At 69.3% G+C, this 17,645-nt stretch carries 12 protein-coding genes; 6 read left to right on the top strand and 6 right to left on the bottom strand.

What is annotated here, in order from left to right:
* Window positions 1-248: 248 nt before the first annotated feature.
* Window positions 249-869, bottom strand: a complete 621-nt coding sequence (locus tag CTP10_RS27710; RefSeq protein WP_116319438.1) for a flavodoxin family protein — start codon at window positions 867-869, stop codon at window positions 249-251.
* 305 nt (window positions 870-1,174) lie between these two features.
* On the opposite strand from CTP10_RS27710, the gene CTP10_RS27705 reads away from it, so the two are divergent.
* On the top strand, window positions 1,175-3,361 hold the full coding sequence (locus CTP10_RS27705) for a TonB-dependent receptor family protein (RefSeq protein WP_116319439.1): 2,187 nt from the start codon (window positions 1,175-1,177) through the stop codon (window positions 3,359-3,361).
* 145 nt (window positions 3,362-3,506) lie between these two features.
* Window positions 3,507-4,955 (top strand): multidrug transporter subunit MdtD, encoded by a 1,449-nt coding sequence (gene mdtD / locus CTP10_RS27700; RefSeq protein ID WP_233528117.1) that lies wholly within the window; start codon window positions 3,507-3,509, stop codon window positions 4,953-4,955.
* A 57-nt stretch (window positions 4,956-5,012) separates the two neighbouring features.
* Here mdtD and CTP10_RS27695 read toward each other — a convergent pair whose 3' ends face one another.
* Together CTP10_RS27695 and CTP10_RS27690 are read right to left on the bottom strand one after the other, a co-directional pair.
* Window positions 5,013-5,951, bottom strand: coding sequence for a siderophore ABC transporter substrate-binding protein (locus CTP10_RS27695; RefSeq protein ID WP_116319440.1), 939 nt, complete (start codon window positions 5,949-5,951; stop codon window positions 5,013-5,015).
* 77 nt (window positions 5,952-6,028) lie between these two features.
* On the bottom strand, window positions 6,029-7,966 hold the full coding sequence (locus CTP10_RS27690; protein ID WP_233528118.1) for a ligand-gated channel protein: 1,938 nt from the start codon (window positions 7,964-7,966) through the stop codon (window positions 6,029-6,031).
* On the opposite strand from CTP10_RS27690, the gene CTP10_RS27685 reads away from it, so the two are divergent.
* The 4 genes from CTP10_RS27685 (at window position 7,965) to treF (ending at window position 12,402) form a co-directional block, all read left to right on the top strand.
* Entirely contained in the window at window positions 7,965-8,144 is a 180-nt protein-coding gene (locus tag CTP10_RS27685; protein WP_233528119.1) for a hypothetical protein, read from the top strand. The genes CTP10_RS27690 and CTP10_RS27685 overlap by 2 nt on opposite strands.
* Before the next feature lie 137 nt (window positions 8,145-8,281).
* Window positions 8,282-9,007 (top strand): response regulator transcription factor, encoded by a 726-nt coding sequence (locus CTP10_RS27680; RefSeq protein ID WP_116319442.1) that lies wholly within the window; start codon window positions 8,282-8,284, stop codon window positions 9,005-9,007.
* Window positions 9,004-10,470, top strand: coding sequence for a sensor histidine kinase (locus CTP10_RS27675; protein WP_116319443.1), 1,467 nt, complete (start codon window positions 9,004-9,006; stop codon window positions 10,468-10,470). Before CTP10_RS27680 ends, CTP10_RS27675 begins: the two co-directional genes overlap by 4 nt.
* A gap of 189 nt (window positions 10,471-10,659) precedes the next feature.
* Window positions 10,660-12,402: an alpha,alpha-trehalase TreF gene (gene treF / locus CTP10_RS27670; RefSeq protein WP_116319444.1), complete on the top strand. Its 1,743-nt coding sequence runs from the start codon at window positions 10,660-10,662 to the stop codon at window positions 12,400-12,402.
* A 95-nt stretch (window positions 12,403-12,497) separates the two neighbouring features.
* On the opposite strand, the gene CTP10_RS27665 is transcribed toward treF, so the two are convergent.
* Genes CTP10_RS27665 through CTP10_RS27655 form a run of 3 tightly spaced genes read right to left on the bottom strand, consistent with a single transcriptional unit; the run spans window position 12,498 to window position 17,585 of the window.
* Window positions 12,498-14,483: an alkyl/aryl-sulfatase gene (locus CTP10_RS27665; RefSeq protein WP_116319445.1), complete on the bottom strand. Its 1,986-nt coding sequence runs from the start codon at window positions 14,481-14,483 to the stop codon at window positions 12,498-12,500.
* A 44-nt stretch (window positions 14,484-14,527) separates the two neighbouring features.
* Complete coding sequence (locus CTP10_RS27660; RefSeq protein ID WP_116319446.1) at window positions 14,528-16,117, bottom strand: GMC family oxidoreductase; 1,590 nt, start codon at window positions 16,115-16,117, stop codon at window positions 14,528-14,530.
* A 25-nt stretch (window positions 16,118-16,142) separates the two neighbouring features.
* Window positions 16,143-17,585, bottom strand: coding sequence for a coniferyl aldehyde dehydrogenase (locus CTP10_RS27655; protein ID WP_116319447.1), 1,443 nt, complete (start codon window positions 17,583-17,585; stop codon window positions 16,143-16,145).
* Window positions 17,586-17,645: the final 60 nt, after the last annotated feature.

Raw genomic sequence — 17,645 nt, 5'->3', positions numbered from 1 at the left:
TAGTGTGTGCTGCGCAGATTAGCACTACATATAGTGGTCATGAGTTGCCGAAGTCGGGTGTTCTGCGCCCGGGTTGATGGCTGTCAACCGGCATGACCGGCACCTGGCCGGCGGGGGACGGCGCTTGCGCGGGCGCAAAGCCATGTTGGTGGTCGGGGCATTCCGGCTGGCGCAGCGCACGGCTTCCAGAAATGCAAACCGGCCCCGAAGGGCCGGCAGGCAGTTCACGCGCAGGGCGTGGAGAAAGCTCAGGCGGCCTGCTTCAGCTCCGCCAGCGCGCGCCGGCCTGCGACCAGTTGCTGCGCCACTTCGGCCACGCGCGCACCAAGGTGCTCGGCGGTGCGCAGGTCTGCCAGCGGCGGCACCACGTCGGCGCTTTCATCGGCGTTGGACTGCGCGGCGGCGCCCAGGAAGAAGCCGTGGCGGTTCAGCGAGTCTTCGGTCGACTTGGAGTTGTTGTGTCCCGGCGGCAGGCCCAGGTTGACCCAATGCATGCCGTGCTGCGCCGCGAAGATCGCCATCTGCTGCAGCGTGGCCAGCTTGTCGCCCGAACGCGAAGCGGCGTTGGTGAAACCGGCCGCGACCTTGTTGGCCCACTTGCCGCCCTTGGCGAAGACATTGCGCGAGGTGGCGTCCATGAAGCCCTTGAACTGCGCCGAGGCGCTGCCCATGTAGGTCGGCGCGCCGAAGATGATGGCATCGACCTGCTCCAGCGTGTCCCAATGCTGGTCGATGTCTTCCACCGGAATCAGCAGGCTTTCGGCGCCCGCCACGCTGCCGGCGCCGCGGGCGACGGCCTGGGCCTGCCTGGCGGTGTGGCCGTAGCCGCTGTGGTAGACGATGGCGACGCGGGTGGATTGGGTATGCATGGTGTCTAGTCCCTTGATTTTAAAAATCTGAATGACCGTTTGCTGCGTTGCGCTGTAGCGGGTTTTGCTTTGTGCGTTGGCTTGCATCGGCCGGTGAAGAGAGTTTAGGCAGGCCGCCGGACCCTCGAGGGGCCGTTCGTGAAACAAGTCGTTGAAAATTTATGAACAAGCGTTCGCGCTCCTGCCGCGCGATCGCCCGGGCACCGGTACACCGGGTTTTCCCCGCAGTGGCTGCCATGGAAATGCACCCCGGGACGCGATAAAGTTGCGGCACCTACACCCGTGCCCTGCGCCCCCCGACAACCATGAGACCAGGCGGCACGCAACCTTTGTCGGCCAGGCTTCAGCGCCGTCCTTGCGCCGCTGTGCCGGTGCCCAGGGCGCTGGCGTTGGCCGCCTTGCTGCTCACATGCGCCGGGGTACGCGCCGCCGATGCGCCGGACAGTGCGGTAGCCGCCGCCACTGGCGAAACCCTCCCCGACGTCGTGGTCAGCGCCACCCGCAGCGAGCAGCGCCGCTTCGATGCGCCCGCCGCGGTGGACAGCGTGCCGGTCGATCCGCTGCGCAGCGCCACGCCGCTGGTGAACCTGTCGGAAGTGCTGGCCGGGGTCCCGGGCGTGGCCGTGCGCGACCGGCAGAACTATTCGCAGGACCTGCAGCTGGCGGTGCGCGGCTTCGGCACGCGCTCGACGTTTGGCGTGCGCGGCGTGCGGCTCTACGTCGACGGCATCCCCGCGACCATGCCTGACGGGCAGGGGCAGGCTTCCACCGCCGACCTGGCCAACGCCGGCCGCGTCGAGGTGCTGCGCGGCCCGTTTGCACAGATGTACGGAAATGCCTCCGGCGGTGTGGTGCAGGTGTTCACGCCCGATCCACCCAGGGACGGCTTCACTGCGCGCGCGTCGACCGGTTTCGGCTCGGACGGCCAGTGGCAGGCTGGCGTGGCGCTGGCCGGTGGCAACGAGCGCCTGGGCGGCTCGCTCGATGCCTGGACTTACCAGACCGACGGCTACCGCGACCACTCGGCGGCGCGCCGCTACCAGCTCAATGCGCGCGTGGTGGCACAGCCGGCAAGCGGCACGCGCGTGAGCGGCCAGTTCAACTACTTCAACCAGCCGCTGGCGCAGGACCCGCTCGGGCTGACGCGTGCGCAGGCCGACGCCAACCCGCGCCAGGCGGTGCCGGCGGCGACCCAGTTCGATACTGGCAAGAATGTCGAGCAGGCGCAGGCGGGCGTGGTGATCGAGCACCAGCTGACCGACATCGACAGCGTCTCCGGGCGTCTCTACGGCGGGACCCGCAACCTGTACCAGCGGCTCGGGTTCAGCGGCGCCGCGCCGACGTCAGCCGGCGGCATCGTCGACCTGGATCGCACCTTTGGCGGCGGCGCGCTGTCCTGGAGCCGGCGCACCACCGCCAACGGCCTGCCTTTGCTGTGGACCGCCGGGGTAGAGGCCAACGGCATGCGCGACGGGCGCAACGGCTACGTTAACCAGGACGGCACCCAGGGCGCGCTGCGGCGCGACGAGACCAATACCGCGACCGACCTCGGCGCCTTCGCGCAGGTCGACTGGACGTTCCATCCCGCCTGGCAAGTGGTCGGCGGCGTGCGCGCCAGCCGCGTGCGGCTGGGCATCGATGACCATTTCATCACCGCGGCCAGCCCGGACGACAGCGGCACCGCCACCTACAGCAACGTGAGCCCGGTGCTCGGGCTGGTGTGGCATGCGCTCGATAGCCTGAACGTCTATGCCAACCTCGGCCGCGGCTTCGAGACGCCGACGCTGACCGAGGTCGCCTACGGCCCCGGCGGGGTCGGCAGCAACCTCGGCCTGCGCGCCTCGACCAGCCGCCAGGGCGAGATCGGCATCAAGTGGCAGGCCGACGGGCAGCGGCTGGAAGCGGCGCTGTTCGACGCCGACAGCCACGACGAAGTGGTGCCGCAATCGAACAACGCCGGCCGCACCGTCTACCAGAACGTCAACGGGGTGCGCCGGCGCGGCTTCGAGCTGGGCTGGCGCGGCGGCTTCCTGGGGCAGGTGGGCGCGCAGGGGCAGGGCGGCGGCAGCCGCATCGAGGCCGGGCTGGCCTATACCTGGCTCGATGCCTATTTCGGCGAGGCCTTCGTCAACGCGCAAGGCCAGACCGTGGCCGCGGGCAACCGGCTGCCCGGCACCGCGCGCCACAGCGTCGGCGCCGACCTGGCCTGGCGGCCGCTGGCGCCGCTTACGCTCGGCGCGGAGATGCGCGTCGACAGCCGCGTCTATGCCGACGACCTCAACACCCAGGCCGCGCCAGGCTACGCGGTCTTCAACCTGCGCGCCGGTTACGAGTTCCGCGTCGGCCCGACCCGCGTCTACCTGTTCGGCCGCATCGACAACGTGACCGACCGGCGCTACATCGGCTCGGTGATCGTCAACGAGGCCAACGGGCGTTACTTCGAGCCGGCACCGGGCCGGCGCTTCTTCGTCGGCCTGCGCGCGGCCTTGTAGCCGCGGTGTGCGGCGGCGGTTGCGCCCAATCTCGCTGATTGCCTGTTGCGCCATTGCCCTTTAAGGTGTTGGCTTTGGCCGCGCCGCCTGTGCCTTCCTTCCGGTCGATACAGGCCGGCAGCCGGCCAGACCGGAGCTTGCGAACATGACCGCGCCCCTGCCGGACCTTCCCGTCGTGCCGCCGCCGGATGACCGCACCCGCCGCATCATGCTGTGGGTCGTGGCGGTCGGCTTCTTCATGCAGACGCTGGACTCGACCATCGTCAACACCGCCTTGCCGTCGATGGCGCGCAGCCTGGGCGAGAGTCCGCTGCGGATGCAGTCCGTGGTGATCGCCTACTCGCTGACCATGGCGGTGATCATCCCGGCCTCGGGCTGGCTCGCCGACCGTTTCGGCACGCGCACCATCTTCCAGGCCGCGATCGGCCTGTTCGTGGCCGGCTCGCTGCTGTGCGCCTATGCGCCGACACTCAATTTCCTGGTCGGCGCGCGGGTGGTGCAGGGCGTGGGGGGCGCCATGCTGCTGCCGGTCGGACGGCTCTCGGTGCTGCGCACCTTCCCGCGCGAACAGTACCTGCAGGCGCTAAGCTTCGTCGCCATCCCCGGCATGATTGGCCCGCTGATCGGCCCCACGCTGGGCGGCTGGCTGACGCAGGCGCTGTCGTGGCACTGGATCTTCCTGATCAACGTGCCGGTCGGCCTGCTGGGCGCGCTTGCCACGATCCGCTATATGCCCAACGCCAGGCTGTCCGGCATGGGCCGCTTTGACATCGCTGGCTACCTGCTGCTGGCCACCGCCATGCTGGCGCTGTCCTTCTCGCTCGACGGCCTGGCAGGCCTGGGCTTCCAGCACGCCACGGTGCTGATGCTGCTGATCGCCAGCATGGCCGCGCTGACGGCCTACGGCCTGCACGCCAACCGCCGCAAGCAGCCGCTGTTCCCGCTGCGCCTGTTCCGCATCCACAGCTTCAGCGTCGGCCTGCTGGGCAATCTGTTCGCACGCATCGGCAATGGCTCGATGCCGTTCCTGATCCCGCTGACGCTGCAGGTCAGCCTGGGTTACTCACCATTCGACGCCGGCCTGATGATGCTGCCGGTCACCGCCGCCGGCATGGCCTCCAAGCGGCTCGCCACCCGCCTGATCCAGCGCCACGGCTACCGCCGCGTGCTGGTCTCCAATACCTTCGTGGTCGGGCTGGTGATGGCCGCCTTCGCGCTGATCACGCCGCAGCTGCCGTTGTGGCTGCTGATCCCGCTGCTGGCTGTGTTCGGCATGGTCAATTCGATCCAGTTCACGGCGATGAATACCGTGACGCTCAAGGACCTGAGCGGCGCCGGCGCCAGCAGCGGCAACAGCATGCTGTCGATGGTGCAGATGCTGTCGATGAGTCTGGCGGTGACATCGGCGGGGGCGTTGCTGGCGACGTTCCAGCACCGGTTTGGCGGGGATACGGCCGCGGTGTTGCCGGCGTTTCATGCCACCTTTGCCTGCATGGGGCTGATTACCTGCGCGTCGGCGTGGATCTTCATGCAGCTCGGGGTGCAGGAGGCGGCGCCGGCGTTGCCGGTCAGGCATGGGGAGAAGGAGGTGTGAAGGGCGGCTTGTGCTAGGGCGTCGTAACGCGGGGAATGACATGCCCCGCTATCGTCCTCAGCTCGCCTTTCCAAACGCTCTTGCCAGCTGCCTGACGTTATCCTGCATCGCCCCCAACCCCGCACCGCCCAGCAAATACCAGTTCGCCGGATCGAGATAAACCACCTGCCCACGCTGCCAGGCCTTGGCGCCATGCATCGGCGCAACGTCAAGCAATTCACGCGCGCCCGGCCCCTCGCGGCCGATGGCGGCGTCGCGGTCGATGACGAGGAGCCAGTCGGGGTCGACCTTGCGGATGTCTTCCGGCGTCACGGGCAGCCCGCGCGCGCCTTCCTCCGTCAAGGTGGCGATGGCGGGGCGGATACCAAAGGCCTGATGGATGACGCCGAAGCGCGTGCCGGGCGGTTGCGCGCTGAGCTTGCCCCCGGTGGTCAGGAGCACCAGTCCGGTGCCAGCATTTGCCGCAAGGGCTTGCAGTTGAGTCACCGCGGCGCGCAAGGCCAAGGCCTGCTGCGCGGCCTGCGCTGCACGCCCCGTCAGTCGGCCCAGCAGTTCCGCGTGCGCGGCCACGCTGCCGACAAGGTCGTCGCGGCCGGGCGACAGGTCGAGCGTCGGTGCCAGCTGCGCCAGCGTGTCGTACCTGGCGGCGGAGCGGCCGCCGACCACGATCAGCTGCGGGGCCAGCGCGCGGATCGCCGCCAGGTCTGGCTCGCTTGCCGGGCCCAGCCGGGCGTAGCGTGCATCCTGGTACATCGCCAGCTTGCCGGGGAACTTGCCTTCGGGCACGCCGGCGACCGGGACCTGCAGCACGCGCAGCGTGTCGAGCGTGGCCAGGTCGAAGACGGCGATGCGCGAGGGATGGTCGGGCACTTCGGTGGTGCCCTTGGCATGCTTCACCGGCAGCGCCCGCGCGGGCAGGGCGGGCAGCGCCGTTGAGAGCAGGACCGCGGCGCCGGCGGCGACCAGTCGGCGCCTGCCGGGTTGGAATGGGGTCATGAGAGTTCCTCGTTGAATGGATAGCGCCCGATGGCCTGCCTGCAAGGACCACCGGGCGGGTTGGCAAGCCGAAAGGATCAGAACTTGACCGACACGCTCATCCAGTAGCGCCGGCCGTCCTCGACATAGCCGTAGTCGGTGTAGTTCACCTGCTTGTCGAAGAGGTTGTAGATGCCGGCAAACACCGACACGTTCCTGGTAACCGCGTAAGTCGCGCCAAGGTCGACGAACGCGTACGAGGGCGCCACCACGGTGCTGGACGACGGGCCGGTGATAGGCTGGCTTTCCTTGCCGCGATAGTTGACGCGGGCCCAGCCGTTTAGCTTCTCGGTCGGGCGCCAGTTCAGCGTGGCGACGAACAGGTGCATCGGCAACTGGTTCAGCGGCTGGCCCGCGTACTGGCCGCTCTTCTGTTCCGACTTGGTGTACGTATAGCTGCCGGTCAGCGACAAGGTGCGCGCGAGCGGCCAGCGCAGGCTGGCTTCAACGCCGCGCGAGTAGGCGCTGTCCACGTTCATGTACGTGGTCGGGCTGGCGCCGAACTGGTTGGCACCATCGGTGCACTGCGTGATCGGGCAGGCGACGCGCGTGATCTTGTCCTTGAAGTCGTTGTTGAACAGCGTCACGCCGGCCTGCAGGCCATTGCCCTGGTCATACAGCAGGCCGAGTTCCTGCGACAGCATGGTCTCGGGCTTCAGGTCCGGATTGCCGTACATGTTGCCGCCGCGGCTGGTCTGGCCCCAGCCGGCCACGGTCTGGCGCAGGTCCGGCGCGCGGAAGCCGGTGGAGACGCCGCCCTTGACGGTCCAGCGCTCGGCCGGCTGCCATACGCCGTACAGGCGCGGGCTGTAGTGCTGGCCGAAGTTCTCGTCATAGTCCATGCGCACGCCGCCGGTCAGCGCGAAGCTCTGCGCCAGGCGCCATTCGTCCTCGGCGAAGAGCGCCCACTGGTAGCGCTCGACCTTGTCCGGGCCGTTGGCGATCTGGTTGCCGGTCTGGTCATGCAGGCGCTGGCTCAGGTACTCGGCGCCGACCGACAGCATGTGATTGCCCAGCGGCATGGCCCAGCTGGTGCGCAGGTCCAGGTTCTTGATCTTCATCTGGCGGCTGCGGTTATCGAACTCCTCCTGCTGGATATAGCTGTTGGAGACGCCGAAGCCCCAGCGGCCGGTATGCGACAGCGCGAACTTCTCGCTGCGGTAGTCGGTTTCGGACGAGGCCGGGCAGCCGGTACGCGGACAGCTGACGCCGGGCGCGAGCGCAGGCACGGTCTTGCCCACGGTCTCGCTGCGCAGCTGGCGCATGGTGGTGGCTTCCAGCACGATGTCGTGGTTGCGCGTGGGCGTGAGCGCCAGCCTGGCGGTCAGGCTCTCGGCGCGGCGGCCACGGAAGCCGTAGTCGATGTCGTCTTCCTGGCGGTGGTAGCTCTGGCCGTACAGCTGCAGGCCAAGCAGGTCGTTCTTGAGCGGGCCGGCCAGGTAGAAGTTGCCCTGGTAGATGTTGCCGGAGTCGCTGTGCTGCTGCAGCGTGGCGTCGCCGCGCAGCTCGCCGGTCCATTGCCTGGGCACCTTGCGGGTGATGATGTTGATCACGCCGCCCATGGCATCCGAGCCATACAGCGACGACATCGGCCCGCGCACGACTTCGACACGCTCGATCGCCGACAGCGGTGGGGTCCAGCTGCTTTCGACACCAGAAGAGTCGGAGTTGGTGCGCGTCTCGCGCGAACTCTGGCGCTTGCCGTCGATCAGGATCTGGGTGTACTTGGGGCCCATGCCGCGCAGGCTGATGTCGGTGGTATCGCCGCCGCCGCTGATGATGACGCCGGGCACTTCCACCAGCGCGTCGTTGAGGTCGCGGTAGGCCTTGTTTTCCAGTTCATCGCGCGTGACCACACTGATCGACGCGGGCGCGTCGCGGATGTCCTGCGCACTGCCGGCGGCGGTGACCACCACCGTGGGCAGGTTCCTGGCGTCTGCGCCCGGCTGCTCGGCCTGCGCCCACGCACCCGTCATGCCGGAAGCCGCGCAAAGCGCCGCCACGACCCGGCCCCACGATCCGGCGCTCGTTGCCGCCGGATTTGCCGCCGAACTTGCCGCCGGATTTGCCGCCGAACCTGCCGCCGAATTTGCCGCCACGCTGTGCCCGGTGGCTTGCCTGTCCTTCATTATTTTCCCCGTACCATGTAAATAACAATCATTCTCATATTAGAATTCCGGATCCAAAGTGCTTACCAGTCACTTTGGATAGCTTTTGTTTTCTTGACGTTTCTTGACGGAACCCGGGGCGCGCGGCAGCAACACCAGCCGGTGCCGCACCGGGAAGGCTGGATGCAGATGTGCTTCAACACCGCCGCCGCGCGCGTGCTGCTGATCGACGACGACATCGAGCTCGCGCAGATGCTGCGCGAATACCTCGAACCCGATCACTGCACGGTTACGCTGGCGCACACCCGCGGGCAGGGCGAAGTCCTGCTGGCGCGCAACGACTACGACGTGGCGCTGCTCGACCTGATGCTGCCCGACGGCAACGGGCTGGACCTGCTCAGGCAGCACCGCAGCCGCTCGCAGCGGCCGGTGATCATGTTCACCGCGCACGGTGACGAAACCGACCGCGTGCTAGGCCTGGAACTCGGCGCCGACGACTACCTGAGCAAGCCGTTCAGCCCGCGCGAGCTGAAGGCGCGCATGCACGCGGTGCTGCGCCGCTTTCGCACCGGCGCGGAGGCTGCGCAGCCGGAGCAGGACACCTGGCTGCAGGCCGGCACGCTGCGGCTGAACCTGGCCACGGGCGTGGCCATGCACGGCAAGATGCAGGCGATGCTGACCGGTGCCGAGCAGCGCGTGCTGGAGATCCTGCTGCGCGCCGCCGGCCGCGTGGTCGAGCGCGCCGAGATCGGCCAGTTCGCGCTGGGCCGCGCGCCCGAGCGCTTCGACCGCAGCATCGACACCCATATCAGCGCGGTACGGCGCAAGCTGGCGATCGACGGCACCACCTCGCCGCTGCTGATCCGCAACCTGCGCGGCCGCGGCTACATGCTGGTGCAGTCGCCATGACGCCGTGGCGCCGCGTGCGCGCGCTGTTCCCGCTGCCGCTGTTCTGGCGCAACTTCCTGACGTTCTGGCTGGGCGCGGCGGCCATCGTCGGCATCGGCATGGCGCTGACCGCCGCGGTGGCGTGGTACCGCTTCGACGCGCTCGATGGCCTGAGCCCCGCCGCACTGACCGAAGACGCAAGAGAGGCCGCCGCCACGCACGGCCGGCCGGGCCTCGTGCGCTGGCTCAGGGCCATGGACTCGCATGCGTCGGCGCTCAATATCTATATCGTCGACGACCACCTCAACGAGCTGCTGGGCCGGCCGCTGCCGGCTCGGCTGCGCAACCACCTGTCGGAGCGGCTGGTGCCGATGTGGCACGCTGGCCAGCTCGGCCATCCCGACCGCGGCCATGTGCCGCGCCCGGGCGCGCGTGTCTCGTGGTGGGACCCGCAGCCGATCGCGCTGCCGGGCGGCCCGCAGGGCACCGAGCTGCTGATGCTGTTCCTGCCGTTCGATTCGTCGCGCTGGGAAGTCTTGCACTTGTCGCCAGTGGCGCTGGCGTTCGGCCTGTTTGCGCTGGCGGTGTCGGCGCCGCTGTGCTGGGCGCTGACGCGCCACGTGACCGGCCCGACGCGACGCCTGCGCGAGGCCACGCAGGCGCTTGCCGCCGGCAACCTCGCCACGCGCACGCCGCCATCACTGGCCCGCCGCGCCGACGAACTGGGCCAGCTCGCGCGCGACTTCGATGCCATGGCCGGCCGCCTGCAGCGCCTGATGGACTGGCGCGAGCAACTGCTGCGCAATATCGCGCACGAGCTGCGCTCGCCGCTGGGGCGCCTGCGCCTGTCGCTGGAACTGGCGCGGCGCCGCGACGCTACGCTGGCGCTGCAGTTCGACCGCATCGAGCGCGAGACCGAACGGCTCGACGCGCTGGTCGAACGCACGCTGCAGCTGGCACGCCTGCATGCGGTCGAGCCGGTGCGCAGCGCCATCGACCTGACCGAACTGGTCGACGTGATTGTTGCCGATGCACGCTTCGAGGCGGCGGGACGCGGTGCGGCGATCGATTGGGCGGCGCCGGCGGCGCTGCCGTTCGATGCCGATGGCGCGGCGCTGGGTAGCGCCATCGAGAACATCCTGCGCAACGCCGTCCGGTACACCGATCCGGCGGCGCCGGTCACGGTCACCCTTGCCGCCGATGCGGACGCGGTCCGGCTCGACATCGTCGACGGCGGCCCGGGCGTGCCTGAGGCCGCGTTGCCGAGCCTGTTCGAGCCCTTTTTCCGCGTGCGCAACGGCGCCGGGCATCCGGCCGGCGCGGGACTGGGGCTGAGCATCGCACAGGCTGCGATCGCCGCGCATGGCGGCACCGTCACGGCGCACAATGCTGCACCGCACGGCCTGGCGGTGCGGATCTGCCTGCCGCGCCATGCAGCCCAGGCAGCCGAAGACACCGTGGTCGACCTCGCTGCACTGCACTGAAGTCCGCTACGCCTGCGGGAGAACTTCGCGGCGCCTGGCGGCTCCTATCGTCATGGACCGGCGGCGCCAGGCTGCCGGCACCGACGCAGGGAGGCGCCATGAAACTGTCCGGCAAGGCCGCGTTTGTGTTTGTCACCGGTAGCGCCAGCGGCATCGGCCGTACCGTCGCGCTGCGGCTTGCGCAGAACCATGCGCAGCAGTGACGACCGCCGCGCCGGCAGCGCGGGCGCCTACACGGTGCCGCGCACGGACCCGGCCACGCCCGATGGCGCCGGCGCAGTCCCTGGCGCCGTCACCGCGCCGGCCAAGGTCCACGCGGTGGCCCATCCGCCGCTGGCCGCGCATCGCGAATGCCCGCAGCCGCATGCACTGTCGAGCTGTCCGCAGGCCGATACGCTGTCGCCGGCCGTGCGCTACGGCGAGCTGTTCGTCGACGTCCAGCACAGCGGCCTGTTTGCCGACAGCAAGACCTTCCCGGACTGCATTCCCGGCTGCGACCCCGAATGGATCGTCACGCACTATCGCGAAACACGCGCCGCGCCTGGCTTCTGCCTGGCCGACTTCGTGCAGGCGCACTTCACGCGCGCGGTGGTGCCGGACAGCCACTATGTCTCCGACCCGGCCAACACGCTGCGCGAACACATCGACGGCCTGTGGCCGGTGCTGACGCGCGAGCCGGTCGCGCATCCGCCGATGTCGTCGCTGCTGCCGCTGCCGCATCGCTACGTGGTGCCGGGCGGGCGCTTCGGCGAGCTGTACTACTGGGATTCCTACTTCACCATGGTCGGGCTGGCCGCGAGCGGGCGCGGCGACCTGCTGCTGGAAATGGCGCGCAACTTCGCCTACCTGATCGACACCTACGGGCTGGTGCCCAACGGCACGCGCAACTACTACCTGAGCCGCTCGCAGCCGCCGGTGTTCGCGCTGATGGTCGACCTGCTCGAGCACGAACAGGTCGCCAGCGCGCGCGACTTCCTGCCGCAGCTGCGGCGCGAGTACGACTTCTGGATGGATGGCGCCCAGGCCCTGCGGCCGGGCTGCGCGCACCGGCGCGCGCTCCGCATGCCCGACGGCGCAGTGCTCAACCGCTACTGGGACGACCGGCCGTGCCCGCGCGAGGAAGCCTTCCTGGAAGACGTGCAGACCGCCGGGCGCAGCGGCCGCCCGCACCACCTGGTGTTCCGCGACCTGCGCGCCGCCGCCGAATCGGGCTGGGACTTCAGTTCCCGCTGGCTCGACCTGCCGCTGGCGGGGCAACTGGCGGATCTGGCGACCATCCGCACCACCGCGGTCCTGCCGGTCGACCTCAACGCCTTGCTGTGGCACCTGGAAACGCGTCTCGCCGCATTGTGCGACCAGGCCGGCGATGCCGATGCCGATCGCTTCCTCGCTGCCGCGCGCCGGCGCGAAGCCGCCATCCGGCAATACCTCTGGGATGACGCCGCCGGCATCTTCGTCGACTACGACTGGTGCCGCGGATCGCAGCGGCCATGCCTGACCGCGGCCACGATGATGCCGCTATACCTCGGTCTTGCCCGCGCGGAAGAGGCCGCCGACGTGGCCCGCGCGGTGGCAGCACGCCTGATGGATTCCGGCGGCCTGGCCACCACCGAACTCACCTCCGGCCAGCAGTGGGACCACCCCAACGGCTGGGCCCCGCTGCAATGGCTCGCCGTGCGCGGCCTGTCTCGCTACGGCCACGACGGCCTGGCACGCGACATCGCGCAGCGCTGGCTAGCCACCGTTGCCGGCGTCTATGCCAAGGAATGCAAGCTGGTGGAGAAATACCGCATCGAGGCTACCGGTGCGCGGGCCAGGGGTGGCGGAGGCGGCGAGTATCCGCTGCAGGACGGGTTCGGCTGGACCAACGGCGTTGCCAGCGCGCTGATGGCGCTGTACGGGGATTTGCCGGCGACGTGCCTGAACGTCTAGCGCTGGAGGTCCGGCCGCAGCGCTACTGGACCTTGATCAGCGGCGGAGGAAAACAAGTGCCTGCCGCGGGAAAGTTGCAGCGCCGCCGGCGGGCGTCACGGCGCCACGATCTCGAATTGCGGATCGAACTTGTCGAGCATGCCGAACAGCGTCTGCAACGCGGCGGGGTCGCCGTCGATCCTGGCTTGTCCGGCGCCCGTTGCCGCCTGCAGCGTGGTCTGGCCTAGCAGCGCGCCGACCAGCACGGCCCGCGGCGCGGTCAGCGTGACCTGCGCGTCGGGGTGCTGGCGCTCGGCGCGGTACATGAAGACCGAGTTGTCGACGGACAGCGCATAGCGCTTGCCGGTGTCGGGCTGGACCCAGTTGATCTTCACCTGCTTGCCGGCCGCGCGTTCGCTGTTCAGGCGCACGGCGAGGAAGTCCAGGAACATGGTGTCGGTCATCGCGCGGACCATGTCGGGACTGGCGGTCTGCGTGGATTGTGTCTTCGGTACGCCGTTGCGCAGTTCGTACGCGCCCACCAGGTAGGCACTGCGCCAGGCGGCGGATTCGGCCTGGTAGCCCATCTGCTCGAGCGCGTCGGCCAGCAGCTTGCGCGCGGGGTGGTTCGACGGATCGGCGAACACCACGTGCTTGACCACCTCGGCCACCCAGCGGTAGTCGCCCTGCGCGTACGAGGCGCGCGCCTGCTCCAGCACCCTGTCCGCGCCGCCCATGAAGCGGACATAGCGCTGCGCGGACTGCTCGGGCGGCAGCGGGTGCAGGTCCGCGGGGTTGCCGCTGTACCAGCCGAGATAGCGCTGGTAGATCGCCTTGGCATTGTGGTTGACGGTGCCGTAGTAGTCGCGCAGGTCCCACTGGTTGGCCAGCGACGGCGGCAGCTTCACCATTTCCGCGATCTCGGTCATGGTGTACCCCTGGTTGGCCAGCCGCAGCGACTGGTCGTGGATGTACTTGTAGCCGTCGCGCTGCTTGCCCAGGTACGCCAGGATGTTTTGCTGGCCCCACATCGGCCAGTGGTGCTGGGCAAAGACGACCTCGGTGCGGTGGCCGTAGCGGTCGGCGGTCTCGTCGAGGGCGCGCCACCACTGGTTGGCGTCGCGCACCTGCGCGCCGCGGATGGTGTAGAGGTTGTGCAGCGTGTGGGTGGCGTCCTCGGCCGCGCACAGGGCCTTCCACTGCGGGAAGTACATCAGCATTTCGGCCGGCGCCTCGCTGCCGGGCGCCATCTGGAACTCGATCTGCACGCCGTCGATGGTGCGGGTCTCGCCGGTCTTGCCGACCAGGTCCGTGGGCGGGATCAGCGTGACGGTGCCGAGCGACACCGTCTTGCCCAGCCCCGCATCGACCTGCCCGCGCGGGCCCTTCGGCAATAGCGGGCCGTACATGTACTGTGCGCGCCGGCTCATGGCATTGCCGGCGTAGATGTTTTCGCTGACGGCCTCTTCCATGAAGCCTTCGGGCGCGACGATCCTGACGCGGCCGGCCTTGACGTCGTCTTCGCTGACCACGCCCTTGACGCCGCCGAAGTGGTCGACATGGCTATGGGTGTAGATCACCGCGACGACCGGTTTCTTCGGACGGTGCTTGTAGTACAGGTCGAGCGCGGCGCGCGCGGTTTCGGCGGTGAGCAACGGGTCGATGATGATGAGACCGGTGTCGCCTTCCACCACCGTCATGTTGGACAGGTCGAAGCCGCGCACCTGGTAGATGCGCTCGGTCACGCGGAACAGGCCGTGGTGCAGGTTGAGCTGCGCCTGGCGCCACAGGCTCGGGTTGACCGATGCCGGGGCGGTGTCGTCCTTCAGGAAGGCGTAGGCGTCGAGGTTCCAGATCACGCGGCCGCTGGCATCGCGGATCTCGCCGGTGTCCAGGGTGCCGATGAAGCCGCGGCGGGCGTCCTCGAAGTCCTGGCGATTGGAGAAGGGCAGGCGCTTCAGCACCTCGGCATTGGCCTGGCGCGTGGTGGCGGTGGCATCGCCCGGGGCGGCCGGGGTGGCCGGCTCGGCGGCAACGGCGGGCGGCAGCAGCAACAGGGCGCAGGCCATCGAGATGGCGGGCACGGCGAACTTGCGAAACATGGGGACTCCAGTGGTGCTCTTTATGTGGTTCAGCAGGGCAGGCGTCACTGCCAGTCTTGCGCGATCATGTGCGCGCCCTTCTCGCCGATCATGATCGACGGGGCATTGGTGTTGCCGCCGACCAGCGTCGGCATGATCGAGGCATCGACCACGCGCAGCCGCTCCATGCCGCGCACGCGCAGGCGCTGGTCGACCACGGCCATCTCGTCATTGCCCATGCGGCAGGTGCTGACGGGGTGGTAGATGCTGTCGGTGCGCCGGCGCAGCAGGGCAATCAGCTCGTCGTCGCTGCGCACGTTCTTCACGTACAACTCGCGCGGGGCGTAGCGCGACAGCGGCGCCGCCGCCATGATTTCACGCGACAGCTTGTAGCCCTTGAGCAGCGTGTCGACGTCGTCGTCGTGGCCGAGGAAATTTGGGTCGATGCGCGGCGCCGCCATGGGGTCGGCGGAGGCCAGCCCCACCGAGCCGCGGCTCTTCGGGCGCAGCACGCAGACGTGGCAGCTCATGCCGTGGCCAAGATGCTGCTTGCGGTTGTGGTCGTCGACGATGCCGGTGACCCAGTGCAGCTGCACATCGGGACGGGCCAGCGCGCGGTCGGTGCGCAGGAAGGCGCCGGCCTCGCCGAAGTTGCTGGCCAGCACGCCGGTGCGCCCGCGGCGGTATTCGAAGAAGGCGCGGGTCATGGTGGCCGCGCCACGCAGCGACAGTCCCATCAGCGACGTGTCGTGGGTCTTGTACGGCAGGATGTAGTCCGGATGGTCAACCAGTCCCTGGCCCACGCCCGGCAGGGCATGGTGCACGGCAATGCCATGCGGGCGCAGCGCCGGCTCGTCGCCGATGCCGGACAGCAGCAGCAACTGGGGCGAGCCGAACGCGCCCGCCGACACGATGGTCTCGCGGCGTGCCAGCAGCTCGACTTCGCGCCCCTTCATCCGTACCTTCACGCCCCGGGCCTCATTGCCGTGCAGGATCAGCCCGGTGGCATGCGCGCCGGTCACCACGGTCAGGTTGGCGCGCGTGCCGCGCAACGGGTGGAGGAAGGCCACCGACGCGCTGCAGCGGCGTCCGTTGCGGATGGTGACGTGGTAGTGGCCCACGCCTTCCTGGTCGGCGCCGTTGAAGTCGGTGTTGACGGCATGGCCGGCGGCGCGGCCGGCTTCGATGAAGGCGTGCGTGGCCGGGTGCGCGTCGAGCGCGCTGACGCTCAGCTCGCCGCCGGCGCCGTGGTAGGCGCTGGCGCCCCCGAAGTGGTCTTCCGAGCGGCGGAACCACGGCAGCACCTCGTCGTAGGACCAGCCGTCGTTGCCCAGTGCCGCCCAGTCGTCAAAGTCGGTGCGATGGCCGCGGATGTAGATCATCGCGTTGATGGCGCTGCTGCCGCCCAGCGTCTTGCCGCGCGGCTGGTAGCCCGGGCGGCCGCCCAGGCCGGGCTGCGGCACGGTCTTGAAGGCCCAGTTGACGTGGCGGGTGGGCAGGATGCCGATGATGCCGGCCGGCGTGTGGATCAGCGGGGAGCGGTCGGTGGGGCCAGCCTCGATCAGGCAGACGCGCACGGCGGGGTCGGCGCTGAGGCGGTTCGCCAGCACGCAGCCAGCCGATCCGGCGCCTACGATCACGTAGTCGAATTCCATGGCAGTCAGGGGTAGGGAAGGTGGGTCAGTCGCGGCTGGTGGAAGCGGCGGAAGCGGTCGATGCGGTCGATGCGGTCGATGCCGCTTGCGTGCCGACGGCGGTGCGCGTGGGTGCCTCGGTCGGATGCGGCGTGCCCAGGAACAGGCGCAGCGCGAGCCGCTGGATCAGGCCGCCATAGGGTGGGTGGAACAGCCCGATCGGGAACCAGCGGCGCTCGGTGAACACCGCCTTGGCATGCGACAGCTCGCGAAAACCTTCGGCGCCGTGGTAATTGCCCATGCCGGAGGTGCCGATGCCGCCAAAGGGCAGGTCGTGGTTGACTACGTGCCAGCCCCAGTCGTTTAGCGTGACGCCGCCGGCGTGGGTGCGTTCCAGCAGCGGGCCGGTCTCGGCCTTGTCATGGCCGAAGTAGTAAAGCGCCAGCGGCCGCGTGCCGCGCTGTACGCAGGCGATGGCCTCGTCGAAGGTGCGGTAGGTCACCACTGGCAGGATCGGCCCGAAGATTTCCTCGCGCGCCAGGCGCATCTGCGGCGTGACGCCGAGCACGACGTGCAGGGGCAGGCGCCGTCCGTCCGCCGGCATCGCGGCCGCGAGGACCCGCGCGCCCAGCGCACGGGCATCGTCGAGCAGCGCACGCTGGCGTGCCAGCGCGGCGTCGTGGATGACCGCGGTGTAGTCGTCGCTGCCCTGTGGATGCATGCGGGCGGCAGCAGCGATCACGGCGTTGGCGAAATCCGTGGCCAGTTCCTCCGGCACCAGCGCGTAGTCCGGCGCGACGCAGATCTGGCCGCCGTTCAGGGTCTTGCCGTGGGCAATGCGCGTGGCCGCCGTTTCCAGCGCCGCGCTGCGCGACACGATCGCCGGCGACTTGCCGCCCAGTTCCAGCGTCACGGGCGTCAGGTTGTCGGCGGCGGCCCGCATCACATGGCGGCCCACCTCAGGCGAACCGGTGAAGACGATATGGTCGAACGGCAGGCTGGTGAAGGTGCGGGCCACGGTGGCATCGCCCTCGACCACGGCCACTTCGTCTTCATCGAAGGCTTCGGCCAGCAGGGCGCGCAGCGCGGCCGAGGTGTGCGGCGCGTATTCGGAGGTCTTCACCATGCAGCGGTTGCCGGCAGCCAGCGCCGTCGCCAGCGGACCGAGCGCGAGGTAGACCGGGAAATTCCACGGCACCACGATGCCGACCACACCCTTGGGCTGGAACATCACGCGCGCGCCGTTGCCGAGGAACAGCAGTTCGGTGTGCCGGCGCGACGGCTTCATCCAGCGCCGCAGGCCGCGCAGCAGGTGGTTGATATGCAGCACCGACGGCAGCACGTCGACCATCAGGGTCTCGGCATCGGCGCGCGCGCTGAAGTCACGGGCCGCGGCGGCGGCGAGCCGGTGGGCGTGGCCCCGGATCGCCTGGCGCAGCCGCTGCAATGCGCTTCGGCGTTGGGCCAGCGACGGAAAGGGCGATGCCATGAAGGCTGCCCGCTGCCTTGTAAGCAGGGCCAGCGGGCTATCGAATTGTCCTGTATTCGC

It is taken from the genome of Cupriavidus sp. P-10 (assembly GCF_003402535.2).
In the GTDB taxonomy this organism is placed as follows: Bacteria; Pseudomonadota; Gammaproteobacteria; order Burkholderiales; family Burkholderiaceae; genus Cupriavidus.
This window is presented reverse-complemented; position numbering and strand designations above follow the sequence as displayed.